The 17027-nt window shown below is 72.7% G+C and carries 14 protein-coding genes and 1 pseudogene; 6 read left to right on the top strand and 9 right to left on the bottom strand.

The features are described from left to right. Positions 1-48: 48 nt before the first annotated feature. From J421_RS08810 to J421_RS08800, 4 genes and pseudogenes are all read right to left on the bottom strand, one after another. On the bottom strand, positions 49-1140 hold the full coding sequence (locus J421_RS08810; RefSeq protein WP_158508705.1) for a DASS family sodium-coupled anion symporter: 1092 nt from the start codon (positions 1138-1140) through the stop codon (positions 49-51). 50 nt (positions 1141-1190) lie between these two features. Then, a pseudogene (locus J421_RS34335) lies at positions 1191-1415 on the bottom strand (anion permease); the annotation flags it as partial. Between the two features lie 29 nt (positions 1416-1444). Then, entirely contained in the window at positions 1445-3316 is a 1872-nt protein-coding gene (locus tag J421_RS08805) for a CocE/NonD family hydrolase (RefSeq protein WP_025410810.1), read from the bottom strand. Positions 3317-3349: 33 nt separating this feature from the next. After that, a complete protein-coding gene (locus tag J421_RS08800) occupies positions 3350-3841 on the bottom strand; it encodes a hypothetical protein (RefSeq protein ID WP_148306224.1) in 492 nt (163 codons plus the stop codon). Between the two features lie 473 nt (positions 3842-4314). On the opposite strand from J421_RS08800, the gene J421_RS08795 reads away from it, so the two are divergent. After that, the gene (locus J421_RS08795) at positions 4315-5160 is read left to right on the top strand and encodes a trypsin-like serine protease (protein WP_025410808.1); all 846 of its coding nucleotides are present in this window, start codon (positions 4315-4317) and stop codon (positions 5158-5160) included. 60 nt (positions 5161-5220) lie between these two features. Here the strand turns inward: J421_RS08795 and J421_RS08790 are convergent, their stop codons facing one another. The 3 genes from J421_RS08790 to J421_RS08780 all read right to left on the bottom strand — a co-directional run bounded on the left by J421_RS08790 (position 5221) and on the right by J421_RS08780 (position 7372). Beyond that, positions 5221-6024: an ABC transporter permease gene (locus tag J421_RS08790; RefSeq protein WP_025410807.1), complete on the bottom strand. Its 804-nt coding sequence runs from the start codon at positions 6022-6024 to the stop codon at positions 5221-5223. Further along, a complete protein-coding gene (locus tag J421_RS08785; RefSeq protein WP_025410806.1) occupies positions 6024-6758 on the bottom strand; it encodes an ABC transporter ATP-binding protein in 735 nt (244 codons plus the stop codon). The genes J421_RS08790 and J421_RS08785 overlap by 1 nt, the downstream gene beginning before the upstream one ends. A gap of 92 nt (positions 6759-6850) precedes the next feature. Continuing rightward, positions 6851-7372: a YbhB/YbcL family Raf kinase inhibitor-like protein gene (locus J421_RS08780; RefSeq protein WP_025410805.1), complete on the bottom strand. Its 522-nt coding sequence runs from the start codon at positions 7370-7372 to the stop codon at positions 6851-6853. A 37-nt stretch (positions 7373-7409) separates the two neighbouring features. On the opposite strand from J421_RS08780, the gene J421_RS08775 reads away from it, so the two are divergent. Beyond that, positions 7410-8633 carry an MFS transporter gene (locus J421_RS08775; RefSeq protein WP_025410804.1) on the top strand — a complete coding sequence of 408 codons (1224 nt, stop codon included), beginning with the start codon at positions 7410-7412 and terminating at the stop codon, positions 8631-8633. A gap of 88 nt (positions 8634-8721) precedes the next feature. Here J421_RS08775 and J421_RS08770 read toward each other — a convergent pair whose 3' ends face one another. Continuing rightward, positions 8722-9867 carry a metallophosphoesterase family protein gene (locus tag J421_RS08770; RefSeq protein ID WP_025410803.1) on the bottom strand — a complete coding sequence of 382 codons (1146 nt, stop codon included), beginning with the start codon at positions 9865-9867 and terminating at the stop codon, positions 8722-8724. Between the two features lie 222 nt (positions 9868-10089). On the opposite strand from J421_RS08770, the gene J421_RS08765 reads away from it, so the two are divergent. From J421_RS08765 to J421_RS08755, 4 genes are all read left to right on the top strand, one after another. After that, positions 10090-10890: an SDR family NAD(P)-dependent oxidoreductase gene (locus J421_RS08765; RefSeq protein ID WP_025410802.1), complete on the top strand. Its 801-nt coding sequence runs from the start codon at positions 10090-10092 to the stop codon at positions 10888-10890. Between the two features lie 127 nt (positions 10891-11017). Beyond that, positions 11018-14227 carry a serine/threonine-protein kinase gene (locus J421_RS08760; RefSeq protein ID WP_025410801.1) on the top strand — a complete coding sequence of 1070 codons (3210 nt, stop codon included), beginning with the start codon at positions 11018-11020 and terminating at the stop codon, positions 14225-14227. 24 nt (positions 14228-14251) lie between these two features. Further along, a complete protein-coding gene (locus J421_RS34330; RefSeq protein WP_260525846.1) occupies positions 14252-14377 on the top strand; it encodes a hypothetical protein in 126 nt (41 codons plus the stop codon). 10 nt (positions 14378-14387) lie between these two features. Then, positions 14388-16070 (top strand): sodium:solute symporter family protein, encoded by a 1683-nt coding sequence (locus J421_RS08755; RefSeq protein ID WP_025410800.1) that lies wholly within the window; start codon positions 14388-14390, stop codon positions 16068-16070. Positions 16071-16150: 80 nt separating this feature from the next. Here the strand turns inward: J421_RS08755 and J421_RS08750 are convergent, their stop codons facing one another. Further along, entirely contained in the window at positions 16151-16969 is an 819-nt protein-coding gene (locus J421_RS08750; protein ID WP_025410799.1) for an aldo/keto reductase, read from the bottom strand. Positions 16970-17027 lie beyond the last annotated feature (58 nt).

Genomic DNA, 17027 nt, shown 5'->3' with positions numbered 1-17027 from the left:
GGCGCTGATGCGTGGGCGCTGGTGAAGCGGCGCTGGAACGGCGGCTCTTCACCACCACCCGAGCACCTTCCACCACGCCATCCCGACCCCGAGCCAGATCCCGAGGTTCAGCACCGACACCAGGAACCCCACCTTCCACCACGTCCCCTGCGACAGGTACCCGGCGCCGAAGAACACCGGCGCCGAGCCGGTGCCGTAGTGCGTTAGGCAGGCGTCGAGGTTGGAGAAGTACGCCAGCACGAGCGCGGCGACGAGTGGCGGAGCGCCGACGAGCACCGCGGCGGCGATGAAGCTCGGGTAGAGCGCCGTCACGTGCGCGGTCATGCTCGCGAAGCCGTAGTGCAGGTACAGGTATGCCACGGCGAGCAGCGGGAACGCCGCGAGCCACGGCCAGCCGGCGAGCCCCGCGAAGAACGCCGCCGACAGCACCTTGATCACGCCGGCCTCGTTCAGCGCGTCGGCCATCATGAGCAGCGGCGCGAACCAGATCAGCGCGTCCCACGCGCGCCGCTCCGAGAGCAGGTCGTCCCACGTCAGGACACCGGCGAGGAGCAGCACGCAGACGCCGGTGAGCGCGACCACGGTGTTGTGCAGCCCGTGCAGTGGCGACGTGACCCAGCCGGTCATCACGCCGAGCATCACGATCACGAGCCACCGCTCCGCGCCGCGCACGGGGCCGAGCGCCGCGAGCTCGTCGCGCGCGTGCGCGCGCACCAGCCCGATGTCGGCGATCGTCGGCGTCACGACGCGGCGGATGAGCCGAGGCACGAGCGTGAGCGTGAGCAGCCCCGGCACGATCGAGCCCGCGAGCCAGCGCCCCCACGTCAGCTCCACGTGCGCGCCCTTCGCCGCGAACTCGGCGATGAGCGGGTTCGCCGCCATGCCGGTGAGGAACATCCCCGACGCGGTGTACGTCGCGTGGAAGCTCACGAGCACGAGGAACGCGCCGAGTCGATCCGCCGTCGGGCCCGGCTCCGACCCTGCCGCCTGCGCCACGCTCCGCGTCACCGGGAACATGATGCCGCCCCCGCGCGCCGTGTCGGACGGCACGAACGGCGCGAGCACCACATCCGCCGCGGCGAGCGAGTAGCCGAGCGTGAGCGGGCTGCGGCCGAAGCGGTGGATGAAGTAGTACGCCACGCGCTGCCCGAAGCGCGTGATCGTGACCGCGCGCGCGCGAACAGGAACGCGGCGAACACGAGCCACACCGTGAGGTTCGAGAACCCGGCGAGCACCCGCGCCGGCGGCAGCGTGCGCGTCAGCGCGAGCAGCGTCATCGCGGCGATCGCGCTCACGCCCATCGGCACCGGGTGCGCCACGAGCGCCACGATCGTCGCCACGAAGATCGCGAGCAGGTGCCGCTGCGGATCCGTCAGGCCGAGCATGGGCAGAAACCACAGAGCGATTCCGGGCACCAGCACGATCGCCCACCGTGCGGGCGTCGTCACGGCCGCGCCGGCGCGAGCGGGAGCACGACGTGCGACGGCCGCGCCGCGTCGTGCCAGATCGTGTTGTCCGCCGACTGCACGCGGCGGCTCCGGCCTAACGGCTCGCCGGTGTTCGGGTTCGCGTCGAAGCGCGGGAAGTTGGAGCTCGAGACGTCGATGCGGATGCGGTGTCCCTTCTTGAACACGTTCGCCGTCGGGAACGGCGCGATCGTGAACGGATACACGGTGCCCGGCACGAGCAGCACCGCGTGGTCGCGCGTCGCGCGGTAGCGGCCGCGCATGATCGCGTCCGTGAGGTTGAGATCGAACCCGCCCGGCCAGTCGTCGCTCGGCGGGTACACGTCCACCAGCTTCGCCGTGAAGTCGGTGTCCGTCGCGTTCGTCGACGCGTACAGCGTCACCGTGATCGGGCCGATCACCGTCACGTCCTCGGCGAGCGGCTCGGTCTGGAACACGACGACGTCCGCGCGCGAATTCAGCGGGCGCCAGGGCGCCGTCGACGGCGGGAAGCGAGGATCCTCGCGCTGGTCGTAGCCGCCGTCCTTCAGGCGCGCTGACACCCCGCCGCCGATCGTCGGCACCGGGTGGCGCGGGTCGTAGGTGTACGTCGTGAACGCGCGCGCCTCGCGCGGCCGCGCCGTGGAGAGCGAGCCGTCGGCGTGGAAGTAGTACGGCACGAGCCGCGTCCCCGGGATCGGCCACGCGGTCGCGTCGCGCCAGTAGCCGCCGTGGAACAGCCGCCCGTCGGCGTCCTTGTGCCCGTCGCCCGTGCCCATGACGAACAGGCGCACCGGCGCCTCGCGCTCCACGCCGTTAGGCACGCCCTTCAGCCAGTGGTCGAACCAGCGCAGGTGGAAGTCGCCGTCGAAGTCCGTGATGGCAGCGGCCGGGCCGAACGACACGTCGCCGGCGTACGGCCGCGTGTTGCCGTGGTGCGTCCACGGGCCGACCAGCACGCGCTGCGGCGACTTCTTCGCCTTCGACAGACCGAGGAAGTTCTCGAACGTGCCGGCGAGGAAGATGTCGTACCAGCCGCCGACCTGCAGCATCGGCACGTCGGAGGTCTCGGCGTAGTGCTCCGACCAGTTCACCATCGGGTCCTTCCAGAACGCGTCGTAGTCGGCGTGCTCGAAGAAGTCGAGGTACCACCCCTCGTACTCCGGCGCGACGGAGAGCGCGTTGAGGCCGCGCCGCATCGGCTGCACGGCGTACCAGTCCTCCACCTTCTCGCGCTCGAGCAGCTTCTTCACGGCGGCGTTCGGCGCGTCGGCGGCGAGCTGGCTCCACGCCCACGTGATCTGCCGTCCCATCTCGTACGCGCCGCGATAGCGGACCCCATGGTCCCAGCCGTTCGACAGGCCGCCCATGTTGACGACCATCGTCTTCAGGGCCGGCGGGTGGAGCTGCGCGGCGCCGGCCTGCGTGTGCGCGGCGAACGACGTCCCCCACGTGCCCACCGAGCCGTTCGACCACGGCTGCCGCGCGAGCCACTCGATGGTGTCGTAGCCGTCGGTCGCGTCGGCCGGCTGCACCTTCGAGAACTTTCCCTCGCTGCGGTACCGGCCGCGCACGTCCTGCACGGCGACGACGTAGCCGTGGCGCGCGAAGTAGCGCGCGTCGTCGGCGAGCGTGCCCTTGTCGTACGGCGTGCGGTTCAGCAGCACCGGCAGCCGCTCGTCCACCGCCACGCCGCCGTGCGCGGGGCGGTACACGTCGGTCGCCATGCGCGCGCCGTCGCGCGTCGGGATCATGAGGTCGTGCGCGGCGAGCACGACGTCGTACGGCTGCGCGCCGGCGCGCGCCGCTGCCAGCAGCGACAGCGCCGCCGCGTGCCTAACGAATCGGTGGAGGAGCGGGGGTCTGGTCACGGCGACGATTCTGCGCCGCGACCACCGGCCCGGCTAGGCCGCCGACTCCGACGCGGACGCGGAGAGCGCCCGCCGCAGCGCCTCGTCGTGGGCGGCGCCCGCCCACGCGTAGGCCGCGTCGAGCGCGTCGCGCAGCTGCGCGAACCCCGGATGTCCCACGCCGTCGAGCCCCGCCTGCCGCGCGAGCGCGCCGAGCGACGCGGCGACCACCACGAGGCGCGTGCGGAGCCGCGTGCTGCGCAGCCGCGTCCCCGGCCGCAGGTGCGGCGCGTGCAGATCCCGCACGAGCTCCTCGGCCAGCACGAACCCGCGCTGCCACTCGTCGGCCTGCGCGGTGGTGAGGCCCGCGCGCACGAGGCTGGCGCGCGGCACCCCTTCCTCGAGCACCGCATCGAGCGCAGTGAGCAGCGCGGTGTACACCGCCCGGGCGCCGCGGCGCGGCGCGGCGCGACGGGCTGGAGCGGTCGGCGGCTGCGAGGCATGTCGCGCGGCCCGGGGTGCGGCCGGCGACTTCGAGGTCGTCATGTCGGCTCGTCCGCGCACGTCGCGTACCGGACGCGAGCGCCGCCCGCGGGCACATGGCATGCTGCGTGAACGTGGTCCATACCCCCCTTAGTGTCCCCGGAGGACTGGACCGATGGACCGTGATCCCGAGCTCGACCATCACGACCGAGAGCGCGCTCTCGACCACCGGCTCGATCGTCTCGCTCCGAGCCGGAAGGAGAGCTGGCCCAAGGACGACCGTCGCTCGAGCTCGCGGCTTGCCGACGGCGGTCACATGACCGCCGCGGAGCGTGAGAGCCGCTGGCCGATCGGGTGAATTCTATCGAGTGAACGACGAACCGCCCCCGCGTCGAGCACGGCGCGGGGGCGGTTCGCGTCTCGGGACTGTTAGGCTCGGGCCGTCCTTCCGCGGCGGCGCGCCGAGCCGTATGCTCGCCGTCCGGTTCGGCACATCCCCCGCGTCGAGCCGCTCACCGCGTTCCGAGGTTCCTCCGATGCCGTTGGCCCGATCGCTCGCCCTCCTCTCCGCCGCGTCCGTCGCGCTCGCGGCGTGCGCCGACGCTCCCACCGCCGCCCGATCGCTCGCGCCGCGCGGCGGCCAGCGCATCGTGAACGGCACGCCCACCGGCAGCGGCTCCTACGCCAGCGTCGGCGCGCTCCTGTTCGACATCGACGGTAACGGGAAGCTGAACGGCGACGACGAGTTCTGCACGGGCAGCCTCATCACGCCCACGGTGTTCCTCACCGCCGCGCACTGCGTGGTCACGTCGTACACGCCGCCCGGCTCGCAGTTCTACGTCTCGTTCGCGCCGGATCTCTACGCGAAGGGCATCAAGGTGATCGCCGCCACGAGCTACGTGCGCGATCCGCTGTACGGCCACGATCAGGCGAACCTGCACGACCTCGCGCTCGTCTTCCTGCCCGCCGGATCCACGAAGGGGCTCACGCCGCTGCAGCTCCCGCCCGCGGGCTACCTCGATCAGCTGGCGGCGCAGGGCGCGCTGTCGAAGACGCTGTTCGTGAACGTCGGCTACGGCGTCACCGCGACGCTCACCGGCATCCCCGGCTTCCCGTACGACGGCGTGCGCAAGTCGTCGAAGTCGGAGTTCATGGGGCTGCAGCCGACATGGCTCGGCCTCCTCATGAACTCCAACGCCACGGGACTCGGCGGCGACTGCTACGGCGACTCCGGCGGCCCGAAGTTCCTCGACGGCAACCCGAACATGATCCTCGCCACGGTCACGACCGGCGACTACAACTGCCGCGCGACGACGTGGGACTGGCGGCTGGACACGCCGGAGGCGCGGGGGTTCCTCGGGCAGTATCTCACGCTGCCGTGACGGCGTAGCTGCGTGGCTGCGTGGCTGCGTGAGCGGTTACGCAGCCACGCAGCCACGCACCTACGACACGCTCTCCGCCGAGTACCGCGCGATGAGTCCCGTCCGCACGGCGAGCCGGTGGACCCACGCGAAGAACAGCCACGCGAGCACGAGGTCGAGCAGCGCGAGCGCGGCACCGGTGCCTAACGTGAGCGCGCTCGGCGGCCGCCCCGCGAGCAGCGAGCGCATCCCCTCGAACACGTACGACGCCGGCAGCGCCCGGCCCACCGCCTGCATCCACGCGGGAAGCGTGGCGAGCGGATAGAACACGCCCACGAACGGCGACACGATCGCCGGGATCGGCCACACGAACCACTCGGCCGACGGCCCGAGCCGCAGCACGATCGCCGCCCCCAGCACGCCGAGCGCGATGCCGAACACGAACAGCACGAGCACGAACGGCACCGCGAGCACGCCGTAGCGCGCGAGCGACATCCCGAACGCGGCCCACGCCACGACGAGCATCACGACGAGCCCGATCGCGCTCGTGAGGACGCTCGTGAGCACGAGTCCCCCCACGTACTCGCCGATCGACAGCGGCGTCGCGAACACGTTCAGGAAGTTGCGCGACCACACGTCCTCGAGGAACGTCGTCGTCACGCCCTGCATCGCGCGCGTGAGGAAGTCCCACAGCAGCACCGCGCCGAGCAGCATCGGCACGAACGCCGGGCCGTTCGGCGCCACGACGTCCAGGTAGCGCGTGATGAAGCCCCAGAGCACGATGTCGAGCGTCGCCCACGCGAACAGCGGGATCACGCGCGACGGGCTGCCGCGGTACAGGTAGAGCTGCCGCAGCACGATCGCCGCGGCGCGCGAGAGGCGCATCACGCCACCTCCAGCGACAGCGGCTCGCGCGCCACGGCGATGAACAGCTCCTCGAGCGACGCGCGCCCGTGCTCCGCCGGCAGCGTGCGCGGGTCCCCCTCGAGCAGGATCTTCCCCTTCGACAGGAACAGCACGCGGTCGCAGACCTCCTCGACCTCGTACATGTTGTGCGACGTCCACAGCACGCCGCCGCCGTCGCGGCGCGTGAAGTCGCGGATGCGCGCGCGGATGTCGCGCGCCGTCGCCGGGTCGAGCGACGCGGTGGGCTCGTCGAGCAGCAGGAGGCGCGGGCGGTTCAGCATCGCCTTCGCGAGCGCGACCCGCGTCTGCTCGCCGGACGACAGCACGCCGCAGCGCGTGTCGGCGAAGCGCACGAGGTCGAACTCGTCGAGCAGCTCGGCGATCCGCCGGCCTAACGACGCCACGCCGTAGATCAGGCCGAACACGCGCAGGTTCTGCCGCACGGTGAGGTTGCCGGGCAGCGGCGCGTAGACCGCGGCGAAGTTCGTGCGCTCCAGCGCGCGCGAGTGCTGCCGCGCGAGGTCGATCCCCTCCACGCGCACGGTGCCCGACGTCGGCTCCAGCACGCCGAGCACCATGTTGATCGTCGTCGTCTTCCCCGCCCCGTTGGGCCCGAGCAGCGCGACGATCTCGCCGTGCCGCACGACGAACGAGACGTGGTCCACGGCGGCCGTGCGGTGGTACGTCTTGCACAACGCTTCGACGGCGAGCACGGGCGCGGCGCTCTCACGCGGAGCCGCGGAGGACGCGGAGGGACTGCTCTGCTCCGTGTCCTGCGCGGCTCCGCGTGAGCCTCGAGTGGCCGTCACCGGCCGTAGCGCCCCGTGAGCGTCCCCTGGGCGAGCACGTGGCCGCGCATGTTGAACACGAGCGCCGCGCCGCCCACGTTCGCGTCGATCCCCTCGATCGCCGGCACGTCGAGCGCGTAGACGGTGAAGACGTAGCGGTGCGGCCCGTCGCCCGGCGGCGGACACGGACCGCCGTAGCCGCTCTTGCCGTAGTCGTTGCGGCCGCTCGTGCTCCCCGACGGCGAGGGCTCGCCCGCCGGCACGCTCGTCACCGACGCGGGGACGTTGAACAGCAGCCAGTGCCAGAAGCCGGAGCCGGTCGGCGCGTCGGGATCGAAGCACGTCACGGCGAAGCTCTTCGTCTCCGCCGGCGCGCCGCTCCACGCGAGCTGCGGCGATCGGTTGTCGCCGCCGCACCCGTCGAACGCGCACTCCCGCGGGATCGTCTCCCCGTCGCGGAACGTCTCGCTCGTCACGGTGAGCGACGCGCCGCCGCGCGGTGGATCGGGAATGCGGATCTCTCCGGTCTTGTACGCCATGTCTCCTCCGAGCGTGTTGGTCGAGCAGATTACGCGGATGTCGACGAGCACCGAGGCGCGCATCGTCCGTGGGACGCCCGCCTTCCGCCGCACGAACCTGGCCATGTTCGCCGCCGGGTTCTCGACGTTCGCGCTCGTGTACTGCGTGCAGCCGCTCATGCCGGAGCTCGCCCGCACGTTCCGCGTGAGCGCCGCGACGAGCGCGCTCGCGCTCTCCGTCACGACCGGCGTGCTCGCCGCCGCGCTGCTCGTCGTCGGCGCGCTCGCCGAGTCGTGGGGACGCAAGCCGATCATGGCGGGAGCGCTCATGGCCGCGGCGCTTCTCACGCTGCTCACCGCCGTGGTGCCGAGCTGGCACGCGCTGCTCGCGCTGCGCGCCGTGGAGGGGCTCGCGTTCGCCGGGCTCCCGGCGCTGGCCATGGCGTACCTCGGCGAGGAGATCGATCCGGGCTCGATCGGGCTCGCGATGGGCCTCTACATCGGCGGCTCCGCGCTCGGCGGCATGTCGGGGCGACTGCTCACGTCGGCGCTCGCCGACGTCGCGACGTGGCGCGAGGCGGTCGCCGCGGTCGGCGTGCTCGGCGTCGTCGCCGCGATCGTGTTCGCGCGCAGCCTCCCACCGTCGCGCCACTTCGTCGCGCGGCCGGCCGTGCTGCGCTCGATGCTCGCGGCGTACGGCGACCACCTGCGCGACGCGCGGCTCGTGCGGCTGTTCGCCGAGGCGTTCCTGCTCATGGGGAGCTTCGTCACGTCGTACAACTACCTCGCGTTCCGGCTGCTCGCGCCGCCGTACGCGCTGCGACAGAGCGCCGTCGGCGCGATCTTCCTCGTCTACCTCGTCGGCATCGGCAGCTCGACGTGGGTGGGCGCCATGGCCGGACGACTCGGCCGGCCGGCCGCGCTGCGCTCGAGCATCGCGCTCATGTTAGGCGGCGTCGCGCTCACGGCGGCCCGCCCGCTCGCCGCGGTGATCGCGGGCGTGGTGGTGCTCACGTTCGGCTTCTTCGGCGCGCACTCGACGGCGAGCAGCTGGGTGGGGCTGCAGGCGCGCGGCGCGAAGGCACAGGCGTCGTCGCTGTACCTCTTCTTCTACTACGCCGGCGCGAGCATCGCCGGCTGGGTGGGCGGTCTGTGCTGGTCCACGTGGGGCTGGACCGGCGTCGCCGCCTTCGTCGGCGCCCTGCTGTGCCTCGCGCTCGGCACGGCGTTCGACCTTCGAGGCAGCGGCGCTGAAGCGGCGGCGCTGGTGGGACGGCGCTGAAACGGCGGCGCTGATAACGCGCGGTATCAGCGCCGCCGTTTCAGCGGCAACGCATCAGCGCCGCCCCATCAGCGCCGCCTCACCGCCTTCAAGGCACATCGCCTAACGTCTGCCGCGCGCTGCGGTACGGGCGGAAGTTGCTGCCCCAGTCCACGCCGATCACGTCGAGCCACAGCCGCTCGCCGTCCACGTGCACGACGATGTAGTGGTACGCGTTGTCGCCCGGGTCCAGTCCCGGGCGCGCGAGGTGCTCGACCCGCACCGAGTCGGCGGCCGCCGCGGCGACGTACGCGCGCAGGTCCGGCTCGCCCTGATAGCCGTAGAGCGGTGCGCCCCCGCCGCCGCTCACGAGCTGGTCGATGCGCCGCGCGCGGCCGGTGGAGTCGCGGTAGCGCTCCACCCAATGCTCGAACAGGTGCTCGTGTCCCGTCACGAGGAGCTGCACGTCGTACTTCCGGAACAGCGGCATGTACTTCGCGCGGAGCGCCGCCGTCGGACGCTCCACCGTCGCGCCGCCGTGCGGGCCCGACGAGAACGCCGGGTGATGGAAGAACGCGACGACGTGCCGGTAGCGCCGGCGGTCGAGGCCCACGAGCTGCGAGCGCACCCACGCGAGCTGCGTCGAATCGTCGGCGATGTTCGAGTCGAACGCGAGCACGAACGTGTTGCCGTAGCCGAACGCGTACGCGGGGTATCCCGTTAGGCGGCGCGTCGCGCCGTCGGGCGGGATGAGCTGCGACATCGCGCGCAGGTAGTTCGCGAGCCCCGCCTGTCGTCCGGGGTTCGCGAGGTCGGCGGCCGACGTCACGTCGTGGTTGCCCGGCGCGAGGAAGTACGGTACGCCGCCCTGCGTCGTGAGCCGGTTGATGAGACCGACGAAGCTCACGTTCCACTGCGCCGGATCGCGGCCGTTCACGACCGCGTCGCCGCTCTGCAGGATGAAGCGCACCGGATCGGGGCCGGCGCGCATCCGGTCGATGGTCCGCAGCATCGACTCGACCACGAGCGAGTGCTCGTACTGCACGTCGGCGCCGTCGCGGCGGCCGCGCGTGTCTCCGTAGACGATGAAGGAGAAGCGCGTGACCCCCGCGCTCGCGCCCTCGCTCGGCAGCGGCTCGCGCGGGCGGGTGATGGCGTGCACGCTGTCGACGGCCGGCGGCTGCGCGGCGGCCCCGGCGGCGGTGAGCGACAGGACGAGGAGGGACCGGACGGTGAGGCGCGGGATGGCGGGCATGGGAGTCGGTGCGTTCGTAGGATCCTCGGTGCGTCGGAATGGTACCGCGGCGCCATCGGCGTATAGCACCTTGGGCGAAGGGGGGGGAGCCCCCCCTGGTACCTAGGCGCCGCAGCTGGATTTCCCCGCGTCGCGGGCGTGCGGGCGCCGGTCTTGCCCCTGGAGTCGCCCCGACCCGCGGCCCGCTCCGCGCATCCAGGCACCCGTGCACGCGACTCACACATGGCACAGCAACAGACCGGCCCGCATCCTCTCGCCGTCGTCACCGGCGCCTCCAGCGGCATCGGCCTCGAGCTCGCGCGGGTCTTCGCCGAGCATGGGTACGATCTCGTCATCTGCGCCGAGGACGACGGGATCACCGGCGCGGCGGTGGAGCTGCGCGCGACCGGCGCCCGCGTCGACGCGGTGCGCGCCGACCTCGCCACCGCCTACGGCGTGGACCGCCTCTACGACCGCGTGCGGCAGATCGGCGCCGTCGATGCGCTCGCGATCAACGCCGGCGTCGGCGTCGGCGGCGCGTTCGTCGACAATGACCTCGCCGAGGAGCTCCGGCTCATCGACCTCAACGTCGTCTCGGTCGTGCGGCTCGCGAAGTACATGGTGAAGGACATGGTCGCGCGCGGCGAGGGCCGCATCCTGTTCACGTCGTCCATCGCTGCCGAGATGCCGGCGCCGTTCCTCGCCGTGTACGGGGCCTCGAAGGCGTTCGTGCAGTCGTTCGCCGAGGCGCTGCGCAACGAGGTGAAGGACACGAACGTGGTCATCACCGCGCTGCAGCCCGGGCCGACCGACACGAACTTCTTCGAGCGCGCGCACATGATGGACACGAAGGCCGCTACGGGGAGCAAGTCGGACCCGGCCACCGTCGCGCGCGCCGCGTTCGACGCGCTCATGAAGGGCAAGGACCACGTCGTCGTCGGCGCGAAGAACAAGGTGCAGAGCACGCTCGCGCAGGTGCTGCCGGAGACGGTGACGGCGGAGATGCACCGCAAGCAGACGGAGCCCGGCTCGGCGGATCGTTAGGCGGGCGGCGCACCGCGGCGGCGGCGCCGCGCACGGGCCTTCCCGGCCCCGCCGCGCCGCCGTATCGTGGTCGCATGGGCCACCCCAGCGTCCACCGCCGGCTGAGCACCGACCGCCCCGGCGGCGCATGACCGACGCGCTGCGGCAGGCGTTGCAGTCGTCGTTAGGCACCGGGTTCCTCATCGAGCGAGAGCTCGGCGGCGGCGGGATGTCGCGCGTGTTCGTGGCCCACGACGACACGCTCGGTCGCCGCGTGGTCGTGAAGGTGCTCTCGCCGGAGCTGTCGGCCGCGCTGTCGGGCGCGCTGTCGGTCGAGCGGTTCGAGCGAGAGATCCGCACGGCCGCGCGGCTGCAGCACCCGCACGTGGTCGCGGTCCTCACCGCCGGCGCGACCGCCGAGGGACTCCCCTACTTCACGATGCCGTTCGTCGAGGGGGAGAGCCTCCGCCATCGCCTCGTCCGCGAGGGGCGCCTGCCGGTGGACGACGCGGTCGCCGTGCTGCGCGACGTGGCGAAGGCGCTCGCCTACGCGCACGAGCGCGGCGTCGTGCACCGCGACGTCAAGCCGGACAACGTGCTGCTCTCCGGCGGCGCCGCGGTCGTCACCGACTTCGGCATCGCGAAGGCGCTCTCCGCGGCGGCAGGCAACGGCGCCGCGCAGCCGTCGTCGAGATCCGACGCGCTCACGCAGCTCGGCGTCGCGTTGGGCACCCCGGCGTACATGGCGCCGGAGCAGGCCGCGGGCGATCCCGACGTGGACCACCGCGCGGACCTCTACGCGCTCGGCTGCGTGGCGTTCGAGCTGCTCGCCGGCCGACCGCCGTTCGGCGATCGACCGCCGCGCCGCGCGCTCGCGGCCCACCTGACCGAGCCGGCGCCCGACGTGCGCGGTCCGCGCCCGGACACCCCGCCGGCGCTCGCCGACCTCGTCGCGCGACTGCTCGCGAAGGACGCGGCGGCGCGCCCGCAGTCCGCGGCCGACGTGCTCCGCGCGCTCGACCGCGTCACGCCGGGCGGAGCCGCATCGGACCCGATGCCGTTAGGCACGGCGCTCCGGCGCGCGCTCGCCGTCTACGCCGCGGCGTTCGTCGTCGTCGCGGCGCTCGCCCGGACCGTTGTCGCCACCACCGGCGTGCCGGACTGGGTCTTCCCCGGCGCGCTGCTGCTCGCCGCGCTCGGCCTCCCGGCGCTCCTCGCGACGGCGTACGTGCAGCACGCCGCGCGCCGCGCGCCCGTCTCGACGCCGTCGACGCTCGCGGCCATCGCCGTTCGCGCGGGGCCGCACGTGAGCTGGCGGCGCACGGCGCGGTGGAGCGCGTCGCTGCTCGGCGTGTTCGCCGCGGTGGTCGGCGGCGTCATGGCGCTCCGCGCGATGGGCGTGGGGCCCGCGCGTTCGCTGCTCGCCGCGGGCGCGATCGAGGCCCGCGCCCCGATCGTCGTCACCGACTTCACCGCCGTGGGAGACACGTCGTTAGGCCCGGTGCTCGCCGAGGCGGTGCGGTCGGACCTCGAGCAGTCGAACGCCGTGAGGCTGCTCGGCCCCGACGAGCTGGCCGACGCGCTGCGCCGCATGCAGCGCCCGCCGGGCACGCGCGTCGACCTCGCGCTCGCGCGCGAGCTGGCGCAGCGCGAGGGCTTCGGCGCGATCGTCGACGGCGCGGCGAAGCAGCTCGGCACGACCTACCTGCTCACGCTGCGCCTCGTCAGCGCCGACAGCGGCCGCGAGCTCGCCGCCTACCACGAGACGGCGAGCGACGCCGCGCAGCTGATCCCGACGCTCGGCCGCATGACGCGCCGCCTGCGCGGGCGCATGGGCGAGTCGCTGAAGGCGGTGCGCGAGAGCCAGCCGCTGGAGCAGGCGACGACGACGTCGCTGCCGGCGCTGCGCAAGTACACCGAGGCGATCCGCGAGCGCGGCCGCAATCAGACCGGACGCGCCGTCACCCTGCTGCGCGAGGCGATCGCCCTGGACACGGGGTTCGTCTCGGCGTACGCGCGGCTCGGCGCCTACATCACGTCGGTCAACAGCGACGTCGCGCAGGCCGAGTGGGCGGTGTCGCAGGCGTTCGCCCGGCGCGACCGGCTCCCGGAGGCGGAACGACTGCTCGTGGAGCAGTACTACTACGGGGGCGGCCCGCCCCGCGTCCGCGACGCCGCCAGGGTGCTCCGCGCCGCCGAGGAGGGGCTCGCCCTGCGGCCGCACGACTGGTACGCGGTGCAGTCGGTCGCGATGGCCGCCGCGAACGTCGGCGACCTGCGGCGGGCCGACTCGCTCCTGCGTCGCGCGATCGAGCTGCAGGGGAGCACGCCGAGCCTCGTCGCGTACGGCAACCTGGCGAACGTGATGATCGCGGAGCGCCGGGCGCCGTCGGCGGTCGACTCGATCTACCGCGTGATCATCGCGCGCTTCCCCGACCCGGCGGTCTCGGCCCCCGTCCGCGTCTCCCTCGCGTATCTGCGCGGCGACTATGCCGGCGCCTCCGACGCCGCGCGCGCGCAGTGCGCGGCGCGCATCACCGAGCCGCGCGACCGCGAGTCGTGCGCGGGGTCGACGGCGGCCGAGTACGAGCTCGCGCTGGGGCACGTGCGCGAGTTCGAGCGGGGGCTCGGCCTCGCGTCGACGCGCGCGCGCAACGTGCGCCCACTCGCGGCGATCGTGCAGGCGGCCCGCCTCGGCGCCGCGCGCGCCTGGGTGCTCGGCGACCGCGCCGGCGCGGCCCGCCTCCTCGACTCCGCGCTCGTCGTGAACCCGCTCGACAGTCTCCCCGAGGCGAACCGTCCGTACCCGGCGCTCGCCTGGGCGTACGCGGCCACCGGCCGAGCCGACCGCGCCGCGACGTTCCTCGCCGCGGCCGAACGGCGCTGGGCCGGCGCGACCGACGCGGCGATCGTACGCGACCGCGCGATGGTGCGCGCGGTCGTCGCGTTAGGCGCGGGCCGGGCGCGCGAGGCCATTCCCGCCCTCGCCGCCGCGGCGGCCTCGCCGTGCGGCGCCGCGTGCCGCGGCGGCGCGCCGTTCGGGTTCGGGCAGAACCCGCACGCGCTGCTCGCCTACGCGTACGACCTCGCCGGACGGCCCGACTCGGCGCTCGCGAGCTACGAGCGGTTCATCGAGGTGAGCCACGTCACGGCCGCGGGCTTCAACCTGTTCGCCGCCGGAAGCTGGAAGCGTATCGGCGAGCTGGCGGAGGCGACCGGCGACGTCCCGAAGGCGATCGCCGCCTACGAGCGGTTCGTCACGCTCTGGAAGGATGCCGACCCCGAGCTCCAGCCGAAGGTGCGCGAGGTGCGCGACCGGCTGGCGCGGCTGCGCGCGCGGGAAGCCCGGCGGCGGTGAGCGTACCGCGCGTACATTGACGGCATGACCGATCCCACTCCGGATCCGGGTGCCCGCGCCCGGTTCCGCCAGAACCTCGTGCGCGTGATGACCGTGCAGGTCGTCGCGCTCGTCCTCCTCTGGCTGCTCCAGCAGCGCTACACCCCGTGAGCCGCGCGTCATGCACCCTTTGAACTGGGCGGTCGTGATCGGCTGGCTCGCGTACGTCGCGATCGACGGGCTGCGCCGCGCGCGCGGCACGAAGCACCTCGAGGGATATCTGCTCGCGAGCCGCAGCCTCCCGTGGTGGGCGGTCGGCCTCTCCGTCATGGCGACGCAGCTCTCCGCCATCACGATGATCGGCACGACCGGACAGGGCGCGGTCGACGGCATGCGCTTCGTGCAGTTCTACTTCGGGCTGCCGGTCGCGATGGTGATCCTCGGCGTCACGCTCGTGCCGTTCCTGCACGGCGCGAAGGTGTACACGGCGTACGAGTACCTCGAGCGGCGCTTCGACGCGAAGACGCGCGCGCTCACCGCGTTCCTGTTCCTGCTGTCGCGCGGCATGTCGTGCGGGACGATCCTCGCCGCGCCCGCGGTGGTGTTCTCCGCCGTGTTCGGCTGGCCGCTCGGCTGGTGCGTGGCGTTCATGGGCGTGCCGACGGTGCTCTACACGGTGCTCGGCGGCGTGCAGGCGGTGACGTGGGCCGACGTGAAGCAGATGGCGCTCGTCACCGTGGCGATCGTCGCGGTGGTCACGACGCTGCTCGTCCGCATCCCCGTCTCGCCGAGCGCCGCGCTGCACATCGCCGGTGCGGCGGGACGACTGCAGGCGTTCGACTTCACGCCCAGCCTCACGAACACGTACACGTTCTGGTCGGGGATCATCGGCGGCACGTTCCTCATGCTGTCGTACTTCGGCACCGACCAGAGCCAGGTGCAGCGCTACCTCACGGCGCGCTCGGTCGGCGAGGCGCGCAACTCGCTCCTCATCAGCGCGTACTGGAAGATCCCGCTGCAGGCGATGATCCTGCTCATCGGCGTGCTGGTGTTCGTGTTCTATCAGTTCGAGCCGTCGCCGATGCTGTTCAATCCCGCGCACGCGCACCGCGCGCAGCAGGCCGCGCCCGCGGCGTACGGCGCGCTGCAGGCGCGCTACGATGCCGCGCTCGGGGCGCGCCGAGCCGCCGCCGACGCGCTCGCGCGTGCCGACGACGCGGGCGACCGGGCCGCGAACGCGGCGGCGGTAGCGGCGTTCCGCATGCAGGACTCCGCGGTCGCGTCGGTGCGCGCGCAGGCGCTCGCGCTCGTCGACAGCACGGTGCACGAGCCGTCCAAGGACGTGAACTACATCATCCCGCGCTTCGTGCTCGAGCAGCTGCCGCTGGGCCTCGCGGGGCTGTTCATCGCCGGCGTGATGGCGGCGGCGATGTCGGCGATCGCCGCGGAGCTGAACTCGCTCGCCACCGCGACGGTGATCGACTTCTACCGCCGCTGGGTGCGCCCGGAGGCGCCGGACGCGCACTTCCTGAACGTATCGAAGGCCGCGACGGCGTTCTGGGGGCTGTTCGCCTGCGGCGTCGCGACGTTCGCGGCGACGTTAGGCTCGCTCATCGAGGTCGTGAACCGCTTCGGCTCGTTCTTCTACGGCTCCATCCTCGGCGTCTTCCTGCTCGCCATGATCCGTCAGGCGTCGGCGGCGGGCGCGTTCGTGGGACTCATCGCTGGCATGAGCGCCGTCGCCGCGGTGAACTTCGGCGCGCCGAAGGTCAGCTTCCTCTGGCACAACGTCATCGGCGCGGTCGTCGTGGTGATCGTGGGGATGGTCGTCACGCTGGTCACGGGGACTAGGCGAACGGCATGAAACGCATCATCTCCATGGCGTTACCATCAGTCCCATCCAGCGCTCGATGGAAATGATGGTAACGCGATGGAAATGATGCGTCACCCGAACGTGGCCGGATCCAGCCCCATCCGCCCGTCCCGTCGGTCGAGCCCCTCGATGCGCCGCATGTCGTCTTCGCCGAGCCGGAAGTCGAGCGACGCGAAGTTCTCGCGCAGCCGCTTCGCATGCACGCTCTTCGGGATCACGACGAGCCCCGAGTCGAGGTGCCAGCGGATCACGACCTGCGCCGGCGTGCGGCCGTGCCTGCGCGCGATCTCACCGACGGTCGGGTCGCGCAGCACCCCGCCCTGGCCTAACGGGCTCCACGACTCGGTGGCGATGCCGCGCTGCTCGTGGAACGCACGCAGCGCGCGCTGCTGGAAGCGCGGGTGCAGCTCCACCTGGTTCACCGCCGGCACGACGCCCGTCGCGTCGATGATGCGCTCCAGATGGTCGACGTTGAAGTTCGACACGCCGACCGAGCGCGCGCGCCCGCTCTCGCGCAGCCGCACGAGCGAGCGCCACGCCTCGACGTACCGGTTCTGCCCCGGCGCGGGCCAGTGGATGAGATACAGGTCCACGTAGTCGAGCCCGAGCCGCCGCAGGCTCTCGTCGAACGCGCGCTCGGCGTCGTCGTGCCGGTCCTGCCACAGCTTCGTCGTCACGAACAGCTCGTCGCGCGGCACGCCGCCCTCGCGCACCGCGCGTCCGACGCCCTCCTCGTTGTGGTACAGCGCCGCAGTGTCGATGGAGCGGTAGCCGACGTCGAGCGCGGCGCGCACCACGGCCGTCGTCTCGTCGTTCGGGATCTGCCACACGCCGAGTCCGAGCTGCGGGATCGCGCGGCCGTCGTTCAGGGAGATGGTCGGGCTCTGCATGGCGCGCCACCATGTGCAGAGTGCGCGCCGCGGTGATAGTCTGTGCGGGAGACACGCA

This window comes from Gemmatirosa kalamazoonensis, assembly GCF_000522985.1.
In the GTDB taxonomy this organism is placed as follows: Bacteria; Gemmatimonadota; Gemmatimonadetes; order Gemmatimonadales; family Gemmatimonadaceae; genus Gemmatirosa; species Gemmatirosa kalamazoonensis.
Note: the sequence above shows the minus strand (reverse complement) of the source record. Positions and strands in the feature narration are given on the sequence as shown.

Excerpts from the sequence above, each read along its gene's own strand:
- J421_RS08800 (WP_148306224.1), bottom strand. The coding sequence starts at position 3,841 with ATGACGACCTCGAAGTCGCCGGCCGCACCCCGGGCCGCGCGACATGCC.
- J421_RS08795 (WP_025410808.1), top strand. The coding sequence starts at position 4,315 with ATGCCGTTGGCCCGATCGCTCGCCCTCCTCTCCGCCGCGTCCGTCGCG.
- J421_RS08790 (WP_025410807.1), bottom strand. The coding sequence starts at position 6,024 with ATGCGCCTCTCGCGCGCCGCGGCGATCGTGCTGCGGCAGCTCTACCTG.
- J421_RS08780 (WP_025410805.1), bottom strand. The coding sequence starts at position 7,372 with ATGGCGTACAAGACCGGAGAGATCCGCATTCCCGATCCACCGCGCGGC.
- J421_RS08775 (WP_025410804.1), top strand. The coding sequence starts at position 7,410 with ATGTCGACGAGCACCGAGGCGCGCATCGTCCGTGGGACGCCCGCCTTC.
- J421_RS08770 (WP_025410803.1), bottom strand. The coding sequence starts at position 9,867 with ATGCCCGCCATCCCGCGCCTCACCGTCCGGTCCCTCCTCGTCCTGTCG.
- J421_RS08765 (WP_025410802.1), top strand. The coding sequence starts at position 10,090 with ATGGCACAGCAACAGACCGGCCCGCATCCTCTCGCCGTCGTCACCGGC.
- J421_RS08760 (WP_025410801.1), top strand. The coding sequence starts at position 11,018 with ATGACCGACGCGCTGCGGCAGGCGTTGCAGTCGTCGTTAGGCACCGGG.
- J421_RS34330 (WP_260525846.1), top strand. The coding sequence starts at position 14,252 with ATGACCGATCCCACTCCGGATCCGGGTGCCCGCGCCCGGTTCCGCCAG.
- J421_RS08755 (WP_025410800.1), top strand. The coding sequence starts at position 14,388 with ATGCACCCTTTGAACTGGGCGGTCGTGATCGGCTGGCTCGCGTACGTC.
- J421_RS08750 (WP_025410799.1), bottom strand. The coding sequence starts at position 16,969 with ATGCAGAGCCCGACCATCTCCCTGAACGACGGCCGCGCGATCCCGCAG.